The organism is Micromonospora sp. IBSANI012, assembly GCF_052814045.1.
Genome location: NZ_CP199933.1, coordinates 2725090 through 2745191, shown reverse-complemented (window position 1 = coordinate 2745191; position 20102 = coordinate 2725090). Strand labels below are relative to the sequence as shown.

18 protein-coding genes are annotated in these 20102 nt (G+C 71.1%); 9 read left to right on the top strand and 9 right to left on the bottom strand.

Features of this window, described 5'->3' with window-relative positions; all coding sequences use genetic code 11:
- Window positions 1-271: 271 nt before the first annotated feature.
- On the bottom strand, window positions 272-1561 hold the full coding sequence (gene tyrS, locus ACTWM8_RS12600) for a tyrosine--tRNA ligase (protein ID WP_446213970.1): 1290 nt from the start codon (window positions 1559-1561) through the stop codon (window positions 272-274).
- 100 nt (window positions 1562-1661) lie between these two features.
- Here tyrS and ACTWM8_RS12595 point away from each other — a divergent pair, with 100 nt between their 5' ends.
- From ACTWM8_RS12595 to ACTWM8_RS12580, 4 genes are all read left to right on the top strand, one after another.
- Window positions 1662-2045, top strand: a complete 384-nt coding sequence (locus ACTWM8_RS12595) for a PaaI family thioesterase (protein ID WP_172894699.1) — start codon at window positions 1662-1664, stop codon at window positions 2043-2045.
- A gap of 87 nt (window positions 2046-2132) precedes the next feature.
- Window positions 2133-3359, top strand: coding sequence for an NRAMP family divalent metal transporter (locus ACTWM8_RS12590; protein ID WP_446213969.1), 1227 nt, complete (start codon window positions 2133-2135; stop codon window positions 3357-3359).
- Window positions 3356-3736, top strand: coding sequence for a PRC-barrel domain-containing protein (locus ACTWM8_RS12585; RefSeq protein ID WP_446213968.1), 381 nt, complete (start codon window positions 3356-3358; stop codon window positions 3734-3736). The genes ACTWM8_RS12590 and ACTWM8_RS12585 overlap by 4 nt, the downstream gene beginning before the upstream one ends.
- Complete coding sequence (locus tag ACTWM8_RS12580) at window positions 3723-4034, top strand: PRC-barrel domain containing protein (RefSeq protein WP_446213967.1); 312 nt, start codon at window positions 3723-3725, stop codon at window positions 4032-4034. Before ACTWM8_RS12585 ends, ACTWM8_RS12580 begins: the two co-directional genes overlap by 14 nt.
- Before the next feature lie 35 nt (window positions 4035-4069).
- Here ACTWM8_RS12580 and ACTWM8_RS12575 read toward each other — a convergent pair whose 3' ends face one another.
- The 3 genes from ACTWM8_RS12575 to ACTWM8_RS12565 all read right to left on the bottom strand — a co-directional run bounded on the left by ACTWM8_RS12575 (window position 4070) and on the right by ACTWM8_RS12565 (window position 6902).
- Window positions 4070-5398: a hemolysin family protein gene (locus tag ACTWM8_RS12575; RefSeq protein WP_446213966.1), complete on the bottom strand. Its 1329-nt coding sequence runs from the start codon at window positions 5396-5398 to the stop codon at window positions 4070-4072.
- A 130-nt stretch (window positions 5399-5528) separates the two neighbouring features.
- Window positions 5529-6161 carry a hypothetical protein gene (locus tag ACTWM8_RS12570; RefSeq protein ID WP_446213965.1) on the bottom strand — a complete coding sequence of 211 codons (633 nt, stop codon included), beginning with the start codon at window positions 6159-6161 and terminating at the stop codon, window positions 5529-5531.
- 111 nt (window positions 6162-6272) lie between these two features.
- Window positions 6273-6902 (bottom strand): acyltransferase, encoded by a 630-nt coding sequence (locus ACTWM8_RS12565; RefSeq protein WP_446213964.1) that lies wholly within the window; start codon window positions 6900-6902, stop codon window positions 6273-6275.
- A gap of 301 nt (window positions 6903-7203) precedes the next feature.
- On the opposite strand from ACTWM8_RS12565, the gene ACTWM8_RS12560 reads away from it, so the two are divergent.
- The 4 genes from ACTWM8_RS12560 to ACTWM8_RS12545 are packed head-to-tail and all read left to right on the top strand — an operon-like array spanning window position 7204 to window position 10955.
- Window positions 7204-8349, top strand: coding sequence for a Gfo/Idh/MocA family protein (locus ACTWM8_RS12560; protein ID WP_446213963.1), 1146 nt, complete (start codon window positions 7204-7206; stop codon window positions 8347-8349).
- The gene (locus ACTWM8_RS12555; RefSeq protein WP_446213962.1) at window positions 8346-9311 is read left to right on the top strand and encodes an NAD-dependent epimerase/dehydratase family protein; all 966 of its coding nucleotides are present in this window, start codon (window positions 8346-8348) and stop codon (window positions 9309-9311) included. Before ACTWM8_RS12560 ends, ACTWM8_RS12555 begins: the two co-directional genes overlap by 4 nt.
- 20 nt (window positions 9312-9331) lie before the next feature.
- Complete coding sequence (locus ACTWM8_RS12550; RefSeq protein ID WP_377612608.1) at window positions 9332-10447, top strand: DegT/DnrJ/EryC1/StrS family aminotransferase; 1116 nt, start codon at window positions 9332-9334, stop codon at window positions 10445-10447.
- Window positions 10448-10502: 55 nt separating this feature from the next.
- Window positions 10503-10955, top strand: a complete 453-nt coding sequence (locus ACTWM8_RS12545) for a helix-turn-helix domain-containing protein (protein WP_446213961.1) — start codon at window positions 10503-10505, stop codon at window positions 10953-10955.
- A 65-nt stretch (window positions 10956-11020) separates the two neighbouring features.
- Here the strand turns inward: ACTWM8_RS12545 and ACTWM8_RS12540 are convergent, their stop codons facing one another.
- From ACTWM8_RS12540 to ACTWM8_RS12530, 3 genes are all read right to left on the bottom strand, one after another.
- Window positions 11021-11794, bottom strand: coding sequence for a maleylpyruvate isomerase family mycothiol-dependent enzyme (locus tag ACTWM8_RS12540; protein ID WP_446213960.1), 774 nt, complete (start codon window positions 11792-11794; stop codon window positions 11021-11023).
- Window positions 11795-12250: 456 nt separating this feature from the next.
- On the bottom strand, window positions 12251-13915 hold the full coding sequence (locus tag ACTWM8_RS12535) for a DUF4082 domain-containing protein (protein WP_446213959.1): 1665 nt from the start codon (window positions 13913-13915) through the stop codon (window positions 12251-12253).
- Between the two features lie 620 nt (window positions 13916-14535).
- A complete protein-coding gene (locus tag ACTWM8_RS12530; RefSeq protein WP_446213958.1) occupies window positions 14536-16224 on the bottom strand; it encodes a hypothetical protein in 1689 nt (562 codons plus the stop codon).
- Here ACTWM8_RS12530 and ACTWM8_RS12525 point away from each other — a divergent pair.
- Window positions 16159-17796 (top strand): acyltransferase family protein, encoded by a 1638-nt coding sequence (locus tag ACTWM8_RS12525; protein ID WP_446213957.1) that lies wholly within the window; start codon window positions 16159-16161, stop codon window positions 17794-17796. The two genes, ACTWM8_RS12530 and ACTWM8_RS12525, sit on opposite strands and share 66 nt — an antisense overlap.
- Here the strand turns inward: ACTWM8_RS12525 and ACTWM8_RS12520 are convergent.
- Window positions 17759-18775 (bottom strand): TolB family protein, encoded by a 1017-nt coding sequence (locus ACTWM8_RS12520; RefSeq protein ID WP_446213956.1) that lies wholly within the window; start codon window positions 18773-18775, stop codon window positions 17759-17761. The two genes, ACTWM8_RS12525 and ACTWM8_RS12520, sit on opposite strands and share 38 nt — an antisense overlap.
- Entirely contained in the window at window positions 18772-20094 is a 1323-nt protein-coding gene (locus tag ACTWM8_RS12515) for an MFS transporter (protein ID WP_446213955.1), read from the bottom strand. Before ACTWM8_RS12515 ends, ACTWM8_RS12520 begins: the two co-directional genes overlap by 4 nt.
- Window positions 20095-20102: the final 8 nt, after the last annotated feature.

The window sequence follows — 20102 nt, the reverse complement described above, 5'->3', positions numbered from 1 at the left end:
CCCGCACGCTCGCCCGGTTCCCTACCGGCGATGAACCATACCCGGTCGGTTCCGCCCCACCAAATCGACCCTCAGGCCGATCCGGGGCACCGCCCGGTCCAGGCTCGTACCGGAAAACAACCCGGCCGACCCCGACATCATTCCCCCGCTCCGGCCTTGCAGGCTTTCGCCTGTTTCGTCCGTTCCGCGCTGGCAGAGAGAAAGGTACGCGCCCGGCGAGTTGATCGTCAACTCGGCCGGGCGCGTCCCCCGTCACACCATCAAGCGGCGACTATCCGCGCAGCTCAACCCCCGCGAACGACCGCTTGCCACGGCGCAGCACCAGGTACCGGCCGTGCAGCAGGTCCTCCGGCGCGACCGTCGCGTCCACCTCGGTCACCCGGGTGTTGTTGACGTAGGCGCCGCCCTCGGCGATCACCCGCCTCGCCTCCTTGAGACTCGGCACCAGGCCGGAGTCGCGCAGCAGCCCGGCCACGTCGGGCAGCTCGTCCAGGTGGACCAGGCCGGCCTCGGTCAGCGCGGCCCGCAGCGTCTCGGGCGTCAGCTCATCGAGCGACCCCCGGCCGAAGAGCGCCTGGCTGGCGGCGACGGCCTGGGCCATCTCCCGCTCGCCGTGCACCAGGGTGGTCAGCTCCTCCGCGAGGGCCCGCTGGGCCGACCGGGCGGCCGGCCGCTCGGCGGTCTCCTTCTCCAGCGCCTCGATTTCCTCGCGGGAGCGGAAGCTGAAGTAGCGCAGGTAGCGGGTGACGTCCCGGTCGTCGGCGTTGACCCAGAACTGGTAGAAGGCGTACGGGCTGGTCATCTCGGGGTCGAGCCAGACCGCCCCGCCCTCGGTCTTGCCGAACTTCGTCCCGTCGGACCGGGTCACCAGCGGGGTGGTGAAGGCCTCCACCGGGCCGGCGCCCCGGCGCCGCACGTAGTCGACGCCGGCGGTGATGTTGCCCCACTGGTCGGAGCCGCCGTACTGGAGCTGGCAGCCGTGCCGGCGGTGCAGTTCGAAGAAGTCGTTGGCCTGGAGCAGCTGGTAGCTGAACTCGGTGAAGCTGATGCCCGTCTCCAGCCGCGCGCGGACCACCTCCCGGGCGAGCATCTTGTTCACCGGGAAGTGCTTGCCGACGTCGCGGAGGAACTCGACCACCGACATCTCGCCGGTCCAGTCCAGGTTGTTGACCAGTTGCGCCGCGTTCTCCCCGGTGTACGACACGAAGGGCGAGAGCTGGTCGTGGATGCGCTGGACCCAGCCGGCGACCACCTCCGGCGGGTTGAGCGTCCGCTCCGCGCTCTCCTTCGGGTCGCCGATCTGCCCGGTCGCCCCGCCCACGAGCAGCAGCGGGCGGTGGCCGGCGAGCTGGAGTCGGCGGGCGGTGGTGACCTGCATGAGGTGGCCGATGTGCAGGCTGGGCGCGGTCGGATCGAAGCCCACATAGAAGGCGACGCTCCCGCCGTCGAGCAGCTCGCGCAGCTCGTCGAGGCCGGTCGAGTCCTGGATCAGGCCCCGCCACCGCAGGTCTTCGGTCAGGGAGTCCCGCCGGTGCGGGAGGTTGCTGTCGGTCACGGTCACCGATTCTCCCCCATGCCGGGCACCGGACCGTACCGGGTTTGGTCCTTCCGGCGGTTGACTAGGCTGGCGGCTCCGCGGATCGAGGAGGAACGTCGTGGAGATGCCGGACCTGACGGGCGGGCTGGTCGCCCTGCTCGGGCTGAAGCTGGACGAGGTCGGCCCGGACCGGGTGGTCATCCGCTGGGAGGTCCGCCCCGAGCTGCACCAGCCGTTCGGCATCCAGCACGGCGGCGTGTACTGCGCGGTGGTGGAGACGGCGGCGAGCGTCGGCGGGTCGATCTGGCTCGGCGGGCGCGGCACCGTGGTCGGCGTGTCCAACCAGACGGACTTCCTCCGCGCGGTCCGCGACGGCGAGCTGACCGCCGTCGGCACCCCGGTGCACCGGGGTCGCAGCCAGCAGCTCTGGCAGGTGGAGATCACCGACGGGGAGGGCCGGCTGGTCTCGCGCGGCCAGGTCCGCCTGCAGAACCTCACCGCCGGCTGACCGACCGGGCCTGCCCGGTTTGCCGGGAAAGCGGGTCCGCGCGCCGCTATCGTCGGCCTCGATGACGCCGGCCGACGCGTACCCGAGGTGAAGAAGCTGCTGGCCGCCACGCTCGGCGTGCTGTCGGCCATCGGCGGCTTCGTCGACATCGGCGACCTCGTGGCGGCGAGCCAGGCGGGCGCCCGCTTCGGCATGGGGCACGCCTGGGTGCTGGTGGCCGGGGTGGTCGGCATCTGCGCGTACGCGGAGATGGCCGGCCGGGTCGCGGCGGTGAGCGGCCGGGCGGTGTTCGACCTGGTCCGGGAGCGGCTCGGGCCGCGCGTCGCGCTGCTCAACCTGGTCGCCTCCTACCTGGTCACGGTGCTCACCCTGGCCGCCGAGCTGGGTGGGGTGGCGCTCGCCCTGCAGCTGGCCTCCCGGGTGAGCTACCTGCTGTGGGTGCCGGTGGCCGCGTTCGGGGTCTGGCTGGTGCTGTGGCGGATGCGCTTCCAGCTGATGGAGCGGGTCTTCGGGCTGGCCGGGCTGGCCCTGGTGGTGTTCGCGGTGGCGCTGTTCCGGCTGCCGACCGACTGGGGCGCGCTGGCCCGGGGCGCGCTGCACCCCGGCGCGGCCGGGCAGGGCTGGGCCGCGTACTGGTTCGTGGCGGTGGCGCTGTTCGCCTCCACCGTCAGCCCGTACGAGGTGTTCTTCTTCTCCTCGGGCGGGGTGGAGGAGAAGTGGAGCGCCGCGGACCTGGCCGACGCCCGGGCGAGCGTGCTGGTCGGCTTCCCCGTGGGCGGGTTCCTCGCCCTGTCGCTGCTGGCCACCGCCGCGGTGGTCTTCCACCCGACCGGGACCACGCTGTCGACGCTCGACCAGGTGGCCGCGCCGGTGGTCATCGCCTTCGGCGGGGTGGGGCTGGCGATCGCCGCGCTGGCGTTCTTCGCGGTCACCTTCGGTGCCGCGCTGGAGACGGGGCTGTCGGCGGCGTACACGGCGGCGCAGTACTTCGGCTGGCAGTGGGGCAAGCGGGTCAGCCCCCGGGACGCGGCCCGCTTCCACAGCGTGCTGCTGGTCAGCGTGCTGCTCGGGGTGCTCGTGCTGTTCACCTCGGTCGACCCGGTGCGGCTGACCGAGTACATGCTGGTGGTCAGCGCGGTGGCGCTGCCGCTGACGTACCTGCCGATCCTGATCGTCGCCAACGACCGGACGTACCTGGGCGACCGGGTCAACGGGCCGCTGCTGAACCTGCTCGGCGCGGTGTTCCTGGTGGTGATCGTGGCGGCGTCGGTGGCCGCGATTCCGCTCGCCGTCACGACGGGGATGGGCCGATGAGGCTCCAGTTGGGCCGGCAGCTGCTGGACCGGCAGATCGTGGACCGCGACGGCCGGCTGGTCGGCAAGGTCGACGACGTGGAGTTCGCCGTCGACACCGACGGGTTTCCGTACGTGGCCTTCCTGCTCACCGGCCAGGCGGCGCTCGCCCGGCGGATCGGTGGGCGGACGGGCCGGTTCCTGGTCGCGGTCGCCGACCGGCTCGCCGACGACCCGCCCGTGCGGCCGCTGCGGATCCCGTTCGCGCAGGTCGCCCGGATCGACAGCGCGGTGCGGCTGCGCACCCGCGCGGACGAGTTGCCCCGGCCGCCGGCGGAGGCCTGGCTGCGCCGGCACCTGATCGACCGGATTCCCGGAGCCGACCGTGCGAGCGGGTGAGCTGCTCGGCCGCGCCGCGTACGACCTGCACGGCCGGCGGCTCGGCCGGGTGGTGGACGTGGTGGTGCGCGGGGGCTTCCCGGACGGCCGGCTGCGGCTGACCGACGTGATCGTCACCCGGCACTGGTGGAGCCGGGTGGTGGGGCGGTTGATCGGGGCGGAGCGGCACCCGTCGGGGCCGTGGGCGATCCGGGTGGTGGCGCGGGCGCTGAGCCGCGGCAGCCGGCAGCTCCCCGCCGACCAGGTGCAGCTCCTGCCGCCGGTGCCCGGCTTCCCGTTCGGCGACCCGGGATCCTGACCCGGTCCGACCGCCCCGGCTCGCGGGCCGTCGGGTCAGCTGCGGGCCTCGTGGAGGAGCTGCTCCTCCTGGTCGGTGCTCTCGTCGGCGGGCGGGGCGACGCGGCGCAGCCGCACCTGGGTGATCGCGCGGTGGTCGATCGCGGACACCTCCAGCTCCCAGGCGTCGATGGTGACGCTCTCCCCCGCGACGGTGGGGATGTGCCCGAGACAGGCCAGCACCATGCCGGCGACGGTGGTGTAGTCGCCGGCCGGGCGGGCGGGCACCTCGACACCGATGTCCGGCAGGTCGTGCACGGGAAAGGTGCCGGGCAGCAGCAGCGCCCCGTCGGCCTCGGTGCGCACCGAACGGACGTCCCGGTCGGTCTCGTCGTAGATCTCCCCGACGATCTCCTCGAGGATGTCCTCCAGGGTGACGATCCCGTCGACGGCGCCGCGCTCGTCCACCACCAGCGCGATGTGCTGCCGCTCCGCCTTGAACTGGCGCAGCGCGTCCACCACCGGCAGCGAGTCGGGCAGCAGCATGGGCGGGCGGGCGCACTCGTCGACCGGGCGGTCGTCGGGGACGCCGACCAGGTCACGGAGGTGGATCACGCCGACCGCGTCGTCCAGGCCGCCGTGCCGGACCACCGGGGCCCGGGAGTGGCCGGTGGCGGCCAGCACCAGCCGGGCGGCCTCCGCGGTGGTCCCGCTGTCGAGCGTGAAGACCTGCAACCGGGGTACGAGGACCGCCCGGAGCTGCCGGTCGGCGATCTCCACCGCGCCGGCGATGATGGTGCGCTGCTCCTTGGTGAAGCCGTGGTTGCCGGCGACGATGTCGCGCAGCTCGTCCGGGCCGATCTCCTCGGGCTGGTGCTTCGGGTTGAGCCCGACCAGGCGTACCACCAGGTCGCTGGTGGCGCCGAGGGCCCAGACGGCCGGCCGGGTGAAGGTGGCCAGCAGGTCCAGCGGGCGGGCCACCAGCAGCGCCCACCGCTCGGCGGACTGCATGGCGATCCGCTTCGGCGCCAGCTCGCCGAAGACCAGGGTGACGAAGGTCAACACCAGGGTGACCGCCACGATGGCGACCGTCTCGGCCGCGCCGCCGAAGAACCCGAGCAGCGGCACCAGGGGCTTGGCCAGCGAGACCGCCGCGGCGGCGGAGGCCAGGAAACCGGCCAGCGTGATGCCGATCTGAATGGTGGCGAGGAACCGGTTCGGGTCCTTGGCGAGGCGGGCCAGCACCTGCCCGGCCCGGCTGGCGCGTTCCAGCCGCTGCACCTGGCTGTCGCGCAGCGACACCAGCGCCATCTCGCTGCCCGCGAAGATCGCGTTCAGGACCACCAGGACTCCGACCAGGGCCAGTTGGCTCCAGTAGCTCTGCACGCCCGGTTCTCTCCCTCACGCGACCGGCGCCGGCCGCCGTGGCCGACACCGCCGGACCGAGGACCCGGCCGGCGTAGGCCTGTCAGTGCCCAGCGCGGACCCGGGTGAATCCTCCCGCGCGCGTCCCGTCCTACGCCGGGGTGGAGGTCGGCAGGTCCAGCACGTACGAGCCGCCCTCGGGGCGGAAGCCGAGCCGGTGGTAGTAGGGGGCGACCATGCCGGGCGGGCTGACCACCCGGCGGAAGCCCCGGTCGGTGAAGAGGCTGCTGCGGCGGTAGACGAACTCCCCCGGGGTGAAGTCGCGGAACCGCTGGGTGACGTAGTCCAGGTCGATCTGGGCCACCCCGTCGGGCTCGGCGTGCGAGAGCACCACGCCGACCACCTCGTCGGCCCGGACCACCAGGAACGCCGATCGCTCGGCGGCGGGCGCCGGCCACTGGAAGTCGGGGTTGAACCGGGCGATGTCGGCGGCGTGCACCCGCAGCGTGTGCGCCAGGAACTGGTCGTCCACGCCCACCTCGACCACCTGGTAGGTCTCCTCGTCGTGCCGGGTGGCCAGCATCTTCCGCAGGTACCACACGTTGATCACGGCGAGCACCACGTTCAGGCCGACCATGGGCCACACGTGCACGGCGGCGTTGTAGCCGATGAGGATCAGGCAGCCGACGAGGTTGAGCGCGCGCAGCCGCAGGATGCGCGTCTGCAGCAGGGACCAGACCAGCAGCGCGGAGCCGGCCCAGCCGACGAGTTCCAGCCAGTTCACCCAGCGAGAGTAGTGCCCCTCCTGCTCGGGCCCGCACGCGGGACGCGCCGGTGGCCGGCCCGGCAGCAGAGGTTGGAGATGTCGCGACGGCGGGGACGACCGCCGCGGCGACTACCCCGCCGGGGTGAGCTCGGTCAGCCGTCCCCCGTCCTCGCGGTACTCGGCCCCGGTTTGTGGGCAGCTCCACCGGCCGTCGTCCTTGGCGATCAGCGGCTGGCCCGTCCGCCCCACCCACCCCACCCGGCGGGCGGGAACTCCGACCATGAGCCCGAAGTCGGGGACGTCCCTGGTGACCACGGCGCCGGCCGCGATCAGAGCCCACCGGCCGATCGAGACCGGTGCCACGCAAACCGCCCGTGCTCCGATCGCCGCACCCTCGCCCACCACCACGCCGACCGCAGTCCAGTCGTCGCCGCTCTTGACCCGCCCCTGCGGAGTGACCGAGCGTGGGTACTCGTCGTTGGTGAGAACCGCGGCCGGCCCGACGAAGACGCCATCGGCCAGCTCCGCCGGCTCGTACACGAGGGCGTAGTTCTGCAGCTTGACGTTGTCGCCCAGGTGGACGCCCGGCCCGACGTACGCGCCGCGCCCGATGATGCAGTTCCGGCCGACCGAGGCACCCTCGCGGACCTGCGCCAGGTGCCAGACACGGGTGCCGGAACGGATGGTGGCCCGCTCGTCCACATCGGCCGTCGCGGCGATCTCCACGCCCTCGCGCGGTGCCCCGTGGGCGTCCGTCATCTCTGGTTCCTTCCCGCGTGCGGCGATCTTTCGTGGGGTGGAAACGGTAAAGGCTCGACAACGAGGCCAATGTCAGAAAGCCGACCGAGGGCCCGCAGAAGGGACCATTCGAGGAGGGCGGACAAACCAAACGGACCGGTTGACCCCGGCGGCACCGGCGGATTTCCGTGTCGGCGCTGGCGTACCCGACCAGGGCCTCGGTAGCTTGCCGAATGGACGCCGCTACTGACTCTCCCCTCAGCGACGCGACTGACTCTCCCCTCAGCGAATGGTCCTGGCCTGACTAGCGAAACGGATATCCGTGAACTCATCGCACGCTGCCGCCGACGAACCGATCGGCGTAGCCGTCATCGGCGCCGGTTACTGGGGTCCCAATCTCGTTCGTAACTTCCAGGCCTCGGCCGAATTCCGGCTGCGCTGGCTCTGCGACCTCGATGTGCGCCGTGCCCGCAGGGTGCTCGGTGCCTACTCGACGGTCCAGGCCTCCGACGACCTCGCCGCAGTGCTGGCCGACGACACGGTGCACGCGGTGGCGGTCGCCACCCCGGCCGGCACCCACCTCGAGGTGGCGATGGCGGCGCTGCGGGCCGGCAAGCACGTGCTCGTGGAGAAGCCACTGGCGGCCAGCGTCGAGCAGGGGCGCGCGCTGGTGGCGGAGGCGGAGCGGAGGGGACTGTCGCTGATGTGCGACCACACCTACTGCTACACGCCAGCCGTGCTGCGCATCCGCGAACTGCTGCATGGCGGGGAACTGGGCGAGTTGCAGTACCTCGACTCCGTGCGGATCAATCTCGGGCTGGTGCAGCGCGACATCGACGTGATGTGGGACCTGGCACCGCACGATCTGTCGATTCTTGATTTCATCCTCCCGTCCGGCGTGGCGCCGATTTCCGTGGCCGCGCACGGCGCGGACCTGATCGGCGCGGGCCGGGCCTGTGTCGCCTACCTGACGCTGCAGCTCAACACCGGCGCGATCGCGCACATCCACGTCAACTGGCTCTCCCCCGTGAAGATCCGGACCGCGATCATCAGCGGGTCGAAGCGGACACTGGTCTGGGACGACCTCAACCCCAGCCAACGACTCTCGATTTTCGACCGCGGGGTGGACGTGGCCTCGGCAGAGGAACTCGGCGACGAGCAGCGCCGGGACGTGCTGGTGTCGTACCGCTCGGGCGACATGGTGGCCCCGGCGCTGACCGAGCGGGAGGCGCTGCGCACCATGGTCGAGGAGTACGCGCGGTCGATTCGCACCGGCATGCCCGCCCTGACGGACGGTCGGGCCGGCCTGCGGGTGATGGCCATCCTGGAGGCTGCCTCTCGCAGCCTCGCGAACGGCGGAAAAGTGGTCGATATCAGCGAAATGGACAGCGGCGTGAGCGGGCGGATCATCGGAACCGGTGCGGTATTGCCCCAGGGCGGCACGGAGCGAAGCGGAGCAACGGCATGAGCGCGGTGGAGGTCGCCGGGGCACACGCCCTCGTCACCGGTGGGGCGGGCACGATCGGTTCCCATGTCGTTGATCAGCTGGTTGCTGGCGGCGCGGCCGAGGTGGTCGTCCTCGACAACTTCGTCCGTGGCAGGCGGGAGAACCTCGCCCGAGCCCTGCCGCACAGCAGTGTCCACCTCGTCGAGGGCGACATCCGCGACGTCGCGCTCGTGCACGAGCTGACCCGGGGCAAGGACCTGGTCTTCCACCTCGCCGCCATTCGCATCACCCAGTGCGCCGAGGAGCCCCGGCTCGCCAACGAGGTGCTGGTCGACGGCACCTTCAACGTGCTGGAGGCGGCGGCCGCCGCCCAGGTCCGCAAGGTCATTCTGTCCTCGTCGGCCTCGGTGTACGGGCTGGCCGACGAGTTTCCGACCAACGAGCGGCACCACCCCTACCACAACGACACGTTCTACGGCGCCGCCAAGGCGTTCAACGAGGGCATGCTGCGCAGCTTCCACAGCATGTACGGTCTGGACTACGTCGCCCTGCGCTACTTCAACGTCTACGGCCCCCGGATGGACATCCACGGCCTCTACACGGAGGTCCTGATCCGCTGGATGGAACGGATCGAGTCGGGAGTTCCCCCGCTGATCCTCGGCGACGGCCTGCAGACGATGGACTTCGTACACGTCGCCGACATCGCCCGGGCCAACATTCTGGCGGCGCGGGCGGACGTCACCGACGAGGTGTTCAACATCGCTAGCGGCACCGAGACCAACCTCAGGGAGCTGGCCCAGGCGCTGAGTGACGTGATGAAGTCCGACCTGGCCCCCGAGCACGGCCCGGCCCGCGCGGTCAACGGCGTCACCCGCCGGCTGGCCGACACCACCGCCGGCGCGGAGAAGCTGGGCTTCCGCGCCGAGATCGGCCTGCACGAGGGGCTTCAGGGGCTGGTCGACTGGTGGCGGGCCGAGAAGTGAGCGCCTCCCGGATCCCGGTCATGATCCCCCGGCTCGGCGAGGAGGAGGCGCAGGCCGCCGCCGACGCGGTCCGGTCGGGCTGGGTGGCCCAGGGGCCGCGGGTGGCCCGGTTCGAGCAGGAGTTCGCCGCGCTGGTGGGTGCCGGCCACGGCGTGGCCGTCAGCTCCTGCACCACGGCGCTTCATCTGGCGCTGGTGGTGCTGCAGATCGGCCCGGGCGACGAGGTGATCGTGCCGTCGTTCTCGTTCATCGCCACCGCCAACGCGGTGCGCTACGTCGGAGCCACCCCGGTCTTCGCCGATGTCGACATCAGCACCGGCAACCTGACGGTGGCGACGATCGAGGCGGCGCGCACCCCCCGGACCCGGGCGGTGATCGCGGTCCACCAGGGCGGCGTGCCGTTCGATGTCGCCGCGCTACGTGATGCCGCCGCCCGCTGGCAGGTGCCGCTGATCGAGGACGCCGCCTGCGCGGCCGGGTCGACGGCGTACGGGCGGCCGGTCGGCTCCGGCTCGACGATCTCGGCCTGGTCGTTCCATCCCCGGAAGCTGCTGACGACGGGCGAGGGCGGGATGGTCACCGTGGACGATCCCGAATGGGCCGCCCGGCTGCGCCGGTTGCGCGAACACGGGATGAATGTCTCCGCGGCCGACCGCCACGCCAGCGCCCAGCCGGTGCTGGAGGCCTACCTGGAGACCGCCTTCAACTACCGGATGACCGACATCCAGGCGGCGGTCGGGCTGGTGCAGCTGGGCCGTCTCGCGGAGCTGGTGAGTCACCGGCGCGCGCTCGCGGCGCGCTACCACGAGCTGCTCGCGGGCATCGAGGGTCTGACCCCGGTCCGCGACCCCGAGTACGGCGAGACCAACTTCCAGTCGTTCTGGGTGCTGATAGGACCGGAGTACGGAACAGGTCGTGACGAGGTGCTCGCCGAACTGGGCGCCGCCGGAGTATCCGCCCGACGCGGCATCATGGCCGCCCATCTGGAGCCGGCCTACGCCGACGTGACGCCCGAGCCGCTGCCGGTGACCGAGCGGTTGACCCGCGACTCGCTCATCCTGCCGCTGCACCACGCGCTGACCGAGGACGACCAGAACCATATCGTCGCCGTGCTGCGCAAGCTGGCCGGCCGCTAGTGCTCTGACCGGGAACGTTTACCGGGTTGGCGGCGGCGGGGCCGGAACCGGTTGGATGAGACGGACATCCGACGGGTTTGGGGGCGTGGTGGCGGAGCTGGTCAAGATCAGGAGGCTGACCGACCAGGAGGGCCAGCAGTTACAACGGATCGTGCGCCGGGGCAGCACCAACACAGTGCGCTATCGACGGGCGATGATGCTGCTGGCCTCGGCCGGCGGCAACCGAGTTCCAGTGATCGCCCAGTTGGTGCAGGCCGACGAGGACACGGTGCGGGACGTGATCCACCGGTTCAACCAGATCGGCCCGGCCTGCCTGGACCCTCGGTGGGCGGGAGGCCGTCCCCGCCTGCTCAGCCCTGACGACGAGGACTTCGTCGTCCAGACGGCCACCACCCGCCCGACCAAGCTCAGCCAGCCCTTCACCCGCTGGTCCATCCGCAAACTGCTCGCCTACCCGCGCAAGGTGCACGGCCGGGTGATCCGCATCGGCCGCGAGGCCCTGCGCTAACCCCGGGCCCAGTGGCGCCCGCAGGAGCGCGCGCACAACCGACAGATGCGTCACAAGTGCGCGTTTTACGCGTTCGGGTCCCAGTCTGCGAGCTGCTCCATCGGCTCGGTGTCGCCGGTGGTCTCCAGGCCGTCGAGCGGGACGCGCTCGTAGAAGTAGAGGACCAGTTCGCTCGCTGCGCCTCGCATCGCCATGTCGCCCGGCTCCGCGTCGGCGGCGAGGTCGTCGCAGCGGACGCCGTCGGCGTTGAGGGTCAGGCGCCAGGAGCGGCCCTCGGTCGTGTGCAGGTCGATGGTCGCCGGCTTGAACGGCCAGGGGACGGTCGTCGCCGAGACAGTCGTCAGGAACTCGTCGACGCCCTCGACCGCGACGTCCGTCGGCAGCGGCTGTGCGGCCCCCAGGGTGAGCTGGGCGTCGTAGGTGTGGACGGCGATCTCCTGGATCTGGTGCCGGGCCACGGCTCCGCTGGTCTCCGGGGCCTGCGAGCGGCCCCACCAGGTCCAGCAGCCGCGGTCCGGGCCGGCCTCGCGCATCGCGTCGAGCATGAGCTCGGTCGACTCGGCGAGCCAGGCGTCCAGGGCTTCGCGGTCGCGGGGCACGGTCGGGGCGCCCTTCGGGTCCGTCCTCGCCGGGGGCTCAGCGCCCGGGCCCGCCGCGACGATGGCGGCCTGGCGGCGGCGGCCGTCGCCGAGGTGCTGCGCCAGTTCGCGCAGCGTCCAGTCCGGGCAGGTCGGGACCTGGACGTCAAGGTCGGGGGCGGACGCGATCGCGGCGCGGAACGCGGCCGAGCGGTCTTCGATCAGCCGCAGGACCTCGGGGAACTCCAAAATGTTTTGCACCTCGGTTGTGTATCACTGCGCTCCGGCCGCCGGGTAGCGAATTTGTCGGACGAACGCGTCGACAGCCGGGCGGAGCGCCGGCGCCGAAGCCCTGAAACTCCGCGCACTGCTCGCCAACGGCGACTTCGACCGCTACTGGACCTACCATCTGGGCCGAGGCCAGCAGCATCATCGCCCGTCGATAGCGCACTGTGTTGGTGCTGCCCCGGCGCACGATCCGTTGTAACTGCTGGCCCTCCTGGTCGGTCAGCCTCCTGATCTTGACCAGCTCCGCCACCACGCCCCCAAACCCGTCGGATGTCCGTCTCATCCAACCGGTTCCGGCCCCGCCGCCGCCAACCCGGTAAACGTTCCCGGTCAGAGCACTAGATCGTCGTCACCGAGGTCCAGAACCCGTAGCGGGCGGGCGTGTCACCACGCCCGCCCGGGCGTTCGAAAGATCGTCGAACCCTGCCTCTAGGCGGGCTTGGGGACCAACACCGGAGTCGGGCTGCCGTCGATCGTGCCCACAACGTTGTTCGTCCAGTCGGCGAAGGTGACCGAGCATCCGGACCCGCACCGACTCGTGTAGCCCCAGTGCGTAGGCCCGAACACGTTGTTGCGCAGTCGCAGCCCCTCGCCGTCCTGGGCGTACAGCCCGAAGGCCCCGAGCGAGACGAAGCTGTCATGGACGTGGTAATTGCGCAGCGTCGAGCCTCCCGCACTCTGGGTGAACAGCACGGCGGTGATGGCCTGCCAGTAGTTCGGGATCGCCGCCCCGGTGTAGGCGTTGACCCCCGGCTCGAGCCGGCTGTGGCTGATTTCCAGCGGACCGGTGCCGCCGTAAGGGAACACACCCCCGGTGTGGGCCTGGGATGGATCAGCCAGGTGGGCGATGTAGTTGTCGTGGAGCCAGCTGTACTCGATGGTGGTGTTCGCCCCGCAGAGGCACATGCCGCCCGTGTTCGCCACGTCGACGCGGCTCAGATGGATCGTGCAGGTGCCGCAATCGTTGATCGCGTGATCGGTCAACGGGGCGCTCTTCATGTCGAGACCCACCGGCTCCGGCCGGATGGTCGTATTGCTGATGTTCAGCTGGAGGCTGCCCGAGGAATTCGCGTTGACCAGGATGGCCCGGTTGGCGGAACCCGGTGGCGGCGCGATGATCGAGTTCGTGATGTTGACGGTGCCGTGACAGTTCGTACCGATGTAGATGAAGGCATGGAAGTACTTGCGGTCAAGATTCACCGTGCCGTCGCAGTCGTACAGATCCCACTCTTTGCTCGCCTCGTCGTGCGGGAACACCTCCTGGTAGCCGGCCGGCACCGGAAGCCTGGCATCGGACTGCCGATACGTGCCGATGCCGGGCGCACCTACCGAGAAGCGCTGGGGGTATCTGCCACCACCGGTGCTGTCGGGGTTGCCACTGGCGGTCGGAGTCGGTCCGGGCGTCGTCGAGCTGGGTGTCGGCACCACGGTCGGGGTGGCACTGGGCGGTGTCGGGCGGGGGGATGCCGTCGTGGTGGTGGGCCGAGGGGTGGGACTGGACGTTACGGGAACGCCCGGCGTGAAAACTACGTCGACCCAGTAGTTGGTGGCCTTGTAGCCCCGGTTCGGAAACCCGCCGGCGCCATATCTGTACACGCCGTTGGCGCCGTTCGATCCGTCGGCCGGCGCACGCAACGGGCCGCGGCTGCGACCGGCGGCGAAGTAACGGTCGTCGGCCGAGTATTGCCCCACATTGGTGTGATAGGACACCACGTACAGCGCATTGGCCTTGACCGCCACCGGAGTCGAGAAACCCGCATACTGCCACCCGGACCGGGTCTCGTTCGTGAACCGCACCTCGGCGAGCCTGGTGCCGTTGATCGCCCAGAGGCTGCCCGTGTGGACACCGGTGTTCGTCGTAGACTTGTAAAATCGGACGCCGACGACGCTGCCGTCTTGAACCGCTGTGAATTTCACCCCCAACTCCACGGCCTGTCTGTCCGGGTCGGTCACCGTCTTCGGTACCGCTGAACTGCTCCAGAGCGAATAGGTTCCGGGGGGTGCTGCCACGGGCTGAGCGCCGCCGGTGTTGATAGCTGCGCGACCCGCCAGCGCCGTTCCGGAGATCGCTACCGCGCCGGCAACGGCCAGCACCAGGACCGTTCTTGAATTCCTGACCATGTGGTTCCCTTCTCCACGCTTGGTGTCACTCAGACCGGGGCGGGGGAACGCCGGTACCACAGCTGCGGTGTCGCGGACGTCAAACGGCTGTCATGTCCGACACGACCTGCCGGCAGTCGGAATGAGACTTCCTACCGTCAGCCCTGGCGACCGGCGGACGCGCGGGGGCGAACAGCGCCTCCGACGGAGGGGCCGCCAGCCGTGGCCGGGCTCGCCGGCTCGCCCGGGAGCTGCCGCAACGCCGGCCGTCCAGGGCCGGCACCAACGTCGCTGGGCCCGCAAGCCCTCGGTTCAGCAGCCGGGCGCCTGCTGCCCACCCCTGGTCCACCGGGACGGCGGAAACGCCTCGATCGACACCCCGGTCGCCACCCGATCCGGGAGGGCGCTCACCCGACAACCTGACCTGTCCTGCACGGGGCACACCAACACAACGACCGGAATGCCCGTGAAGTCACCGGTATCGACGTTGACTCACTGGTGAACTGGGCAAACGGCACGCGCGAACGGCACCTCCCGGTCAAGCCGTCGGGGGGAGAGGGTTCCGCTCCTGGGTCACGGTGCGCCGGACGACATCGGCGCCGCGGCAGGTCGCCTCAGGTGACGGGCCGCGGCGCGGTGGCGACCAGGAGGTTGGTCAGGAAGGCCACCGTGGCAGGGGCGGACTCCCGCCGCCCCGCCAGCAACTCGGCCAGCCATGCCTCCCGGACGATGCCGTTGTTGCGCAGGGGTGCGAGGACGTCCGGCTCGGTGCGCCAGTGCTCGACGACGAGCGCCGCCACCTCGGCCGCGCCCAGCTGCGCCCGGCCGGAATGGCGCAGCCGCTGCCGCACCTTGCGGGAGAGCTTTCGCGCGGTGACCCTGGCCGCCGCCGCACGGTCGCGGATGCCGGGTTGCCCCAACCGTGCGGGAACCAGCCCGGAATCCAGCGGCACCGCGGCCAGTTCACGGTCGAGCCGGTGGATGAGCTGCCCGGTCAGCAGCCCGCTCCCCTTCTGGTCGGGCGATACGGAATGCGCCAACTGGATGAAGCGCCGATCGAACATGGGGTTGATGAAGAAGCGGTTGACGGCCGCGACCGATCCATGGGCTCCCGCCCATCGCTGCATCCGCTGGTAGAGATAGAAGTGGTCGGTGGCCCTGAGCCACTGCGGCGGAGCGCCGTCGAAGGACGCCGTGATCCGATCGAGCGCGTCGGTGCGGGCGGAGGCCACGAAGCCCGGTTCGAGTGCCCGGGCGTCGACGGCCTCGTTCGCGTAAAGGCGCCAGTTGGCCAACTGTCCGATCAGGTGGGGCGAGGTGCTCGCGTGGCGGGGCTGGCCGAAGTAGTAGAACCCGCGGCAGGCTTCCCCGCCCAGACCGGAGAGGCGGTGCCCCTGCTCGAGATGGCCCTCGGCGAGGAGCAGTGGCGCCAGGGCCAGCGGGCTCGCCATCCCGTCCAGAGCCGCCGCCGCCCGCAGCGCCATGCGGTGGGCCGCGGCCGGCGTGACCGGTGGCTGCTCGTCCAGCCAGTGGAGGTGCAGATCCAGCCCACACATCGCGCTCAACTTCTCGGCCAGCGTGGCGTCTGAGCCGCCCCGCACGTCCAGGGTGAGCGCGCGAAGCCCTCGGCGGGTCTCCGGGGACAGCGCCGCGAGCAGGACGCGGGTGTCTTGACCACCGGTCAACTGGAGCACAGTCGTGGGATGGTCAGCGATGTACGCCCGCAGGAACTCCCGCAGCATCCCGGCCATCTCGTCGACGGCCTCGGGTAGGGACGGCGCCGGGCCGTCCAGGGCGAGCGACTGCTCCACATAGCGGTGCGTCTCCACCCGGCCCGCGTCCAGCACCGCCAGGCATCCGGCCGGCACCTTTTCGACCTGCGCGAAGACCGTGCCGAGCCCTACCTGCCAACCCACCAGACTCTGCAGGCCGAGCGCCCCGTGGTCCAGCCCCGCCCCGGCCAGCGCACCGAGCGCGAGAGCACTCGTCGAGATCGCGGCCACGCCATCGCCCTGCCACCAGAAGAGCTGCCGAAAGCCGAGCCAGTCGGTGGCCGCCACAGTCGGCTCGCCGGGCCCGGAGCGGTGTGCCGCGGCGAACGGCGGCACCAGCTCGGCGAGGGCGACGCCGTCCGCTTTGGTGCCCTTGCCCAGCTGCTCGGCCAGCTCCGCGGTGGTGACATCGCCGGTACGGGTCCGAGCCGCCCTCCCCAGGCGCAGCGTAAAGGCAGCGCCGGTGTGGTCGACCCGATCGCCCGGGTCCTCGCCGTCGAACGCGATCCATCCGTCATCGGTGCGCAGCACCCGCGCGTCGTCACCGAGGCAGGTGAGGGCCTCGGCCCGGGACGCCGCGTCGGTCGTCGCCAGCCTGTCGCGGGCGTACGAGACGACCAGGAGCGACTTCATCTCCGAAGCACCGTGGGCAGCGTGCCAGGCTCACCTTGGGCAGACATACCGGCCAGCCTAATCATCGCCAAGCATCCGAGGAAAGCGGTCCCAATACGGCAAAGGCCCTGTGCCGTGACAGATCTCCGGCCCGTCGATGTCGACTTCCCGACCAAGGAAAATATCTGCCTTCCTCCGCTGCCGTGGTTGACTTTCGCCGTGGTGGCCGGAATCCGAGCGCGGCAGACCCTCGCCTCTGCCTCTTCTTCGGCGGACAACAGCTTCGGTTTTCTCCGGCTGATGTTCGCCTTCGCCGTACTCGTGTCCCATTCTCTGCCGATCGGCTTCGGCGCGGACGACCCGGGCGGCGCCCTCACGAACGGCCAGACGGCGCTCGGCGAGATCGCAATCCTGGGCTTCTTCGTCATCTCCGGCTTTCTGATCACCCGCAGTGGGACCCGGGCTCCGGTGCTTCGATACCTCTGGCACCGCGGCCTACGGATCCTGCCGGGGCTGTGGGTGTGCCTCGTGGTGACGGCCTTCGTCTTCGCACCGATCGTGTCCCTGTGGGAGCGCGGCACACTCCACGGTCTCTTCTCCGACTCCGACGGACCTTTCCAGTACGTCCTCAGCAACTCTTTCGTCGCGATCTGGCAGTACGGAATCTCCGACCTGCTGCTGGACACCCCGTACGGGCAGCGCACCGGCACGTCGGTCGTCAACGGCTCGCTCTGGAGCCTCATCTATGAGGTGTTCTGCTATCTCCTGGTCGCCGGGTTGGCGGCCGTCGGTGTCCTACGCCGGGCCCGATGGCTCGTGACGATCCTTGCGCTGGCCGGGGCTGGAGTCATGATGCACGACCTGCTCCGGGCACCGGAGATCCCCGGGCCGCAGGGTGTGCACGGCCCGATCTTCGGCGTGGACGGGCTGGACAGCTACTCCCTCGTCTACCTGACCTACGTCTTCCTCCTGGGCGCCGTCTGTCAGCTCTACCGAGAGAGGATCGTCCTGCACGACGGTCTCGCCGTCGCCGCCGCTGCCGTCGTGGTCGCCACCACGCAGTTCGGGGCATTCGCGGTGCTGGGCTATCCGGCCTTCGCCTACCTCGTCCTCTGGCTGGCGGTCCGCTTGCCACGCTGGACCCGCCGGATCGGCCGCCAGCACGACTATTCCTACGGCTTCTACATCTACGCCTTCCCCGTCCAGCAACTCCTGGCCCTGATGGACGTGCCGCGGCTCGGCCTGGTTGCCTACATCGCGAGCTGCACCATCGCCACGGTCGCGCTCGCCGTAGCGTCGTGGCATGTCGTGGAACGGCCGGCGATGGCGCTGAAGGCCTGGTCCCCACGGCGTCGTGACACGACGACCGGCGTCCGGCCCCTGGCGACCGCCCGACGGGGGCCGCGGCCCGACACCGAGAAGATGCCCGCCGCCGTCGGGGCGGACCAGGCGACTACCGTACGACCGCCGGCGACCAGGCATCGCGGATGAACAGGTCCGCGACGCCACCGCCGTCCGCGCGCACGGTCCAGAGGTCGCTCGTCGACGGTCCCTCCCCGGCGCGCGGCAGGCCGTAGATGACCCGGGTGTCGTCGAGCCACTCGATCTGATCGTCGACGCTGCGTTGCTCGGCCAGGATCGTCGACCTGCCGGTGGCGATGTCGTACACCGCGATCCGCCAGTGCCCCGGCTCCTGGCCGGCCCGCGTCTTGAACGCGATCCGGGTGCCGTCCGGCGAGAGGGACGGACATTCGGCGTCGTCCCGTAGCGCGACGAGTCGCTGCCCGCCAAGGCTGCCCCGGACGAGCCAGGTCCTGCCGCCCGACGCCGCCGTCGCATAGAAGGTGGCCCCGTCGGCGAACGTGACACCCCAGAGATTGCGGTCCGCGGCCGTCACCCGCTTGCCACCGACGATCACCTGGAAGTGCTCGATGTTGGTGGAATGCCCGTCGGCAACCCTGGTCACGAGGGTCTCGGTGGAGAACTGGCCGGGCGTCGAGTAGCTGTGTCCCGCGACGAAGGTCGTCGTCGCCACGAGCGACCCGTCGCGCGACAGCCGGGTACGGCTCGGCACGCCGGAGAGCGGCAGCTCGCGGGTGACACTCCAGTCGGGACCGAGGACCTGGGCGCGGTACGTCGTGACCAGGCCGGGCTTGGCGTACAGGCACACCGCCCCGCTCCGCCGAGCGTAGACCCGGTCGCAGGCGGCCGGGGTGAACGCCCGGGGCCCGGCCGGCTCGCCGAGCGGGACCACTGCCACCCGGCCGTAGTCGCCGCCGGCAGCGGTGCTGCGGAAGACGACATGGGGCCCGCTGGTGACCGCCGTGAGGTCCGGACCCGTGGGCATCGGCGGCGCCGCCGCCACGCCCTGCGTCTGCTCCCGGCGGACGGAGTAGATGTAGCTGACCGTACCGAGCAGGGTGACCAGGACGATCACGCCCAACGTCCAGACCCGCGCGCGGCCGCTCATCGCCCATCCTCCGCCGCCGGGCCGGCCCCGGGCACCTGCACGGCGCCGGCCCGGTCGGCGGCGCTCGCGGTGGTGCCGGCCACGGACCCGGGGCGGTCCTGTCCGGACAGCAGCCAAGCGGCCATCACCACTCCCGTCATCAGCAGGCCGGCCAACAGGCAGAGTGCCTCCTGGCGCCCCAACAGCTGCCACAGACTGCCGAAGGCGAGCGCGCCGGCGAACCGCGCGATCACGACGACGGTCTGGGCAGCGGCGATACCGCTCCCCCGCGCGTCGCTGGTCACTCTGCGGCTGACCAGCGCGGCGAGCACGCCGTCGGTCGCGGCGTAGAACGTACCCAGCAGGACCAGGGCGGCAACGGTCGCCCCCAGGCCGCCCACCGGCGCGGCGGCGACCAGGTAGGCGATGAGCAGCGCCAGGTGGCCGCCGACGAAGACGCGCGAGCGCCCGAGTCGGTCGGCGAGGCGGCCCAGCGGGATCGCCAAGGTGAGATAGGCGACGTTCGTGCCGACGAACAGCAGCGGGAAGTAGCTCGCGGCGAACTGGTCGCGATCCTGCAAGGACAGGTAGATGAACCCATCGCCGATCGTGAACAGCCCCAGCACGCCGGCGGCGACCAGCGGACGCCGGAGCTTCGGACCGGTGAGTTCCCGGAGCACCCGCCGTACCGGCAGCGCTCCCATCGACCGGCCGCGCCGGTCCGGCACCAGGAGGACCATGACGGCGACGCCCAGCACAGCGAACGCGAATGACGCGACGAAGACCGTCGAATAACTTCCGGGCACGAACCACAGCAGCGAGAACGCCACCAGCGGGCCGGCGGCCGCGCCGATGGTGTCCAAGGTCCGGTGGAGCCCGAACGCGCGACCCAGCCGGCGGGGGTCCGACGCATCCGCGATGAGGGCGTCCCGTGGCGCCGTACGCAGCCCCTTGCCCAGCCGGTCCACTGTCACCACCGCGGTGACAGCGCCGAGCCCGTGCGCCGGCAGCATGGCCAGCCGGCTCGCCGCCGAGAGGGCATAACCGGCGGTGGCGACCCACTTCGGCCGGCGGGACCGGTCGCCGAGATACCCCCCGAAGATTCTCACCAGCGCGCTGGCGCCCTGGTAGAGCCCGTCGACAACGCCGTACGCCAGCAGACCGAGCCCCAGCTCGGCGGTGAGATACACCGGCAGTACCGCGGCGATCATCTCCGACGAGACGTCGGTGAGCAGACTGACGACGCCGAGCAGCACCACGGTCGCGCCGACCCGGGGCAGTCGGCGGCCGGGCTCGCCGGCCGGATCCGCGCCGGGGCGGTCCCGGACCGATACGTACATGGCCGCGT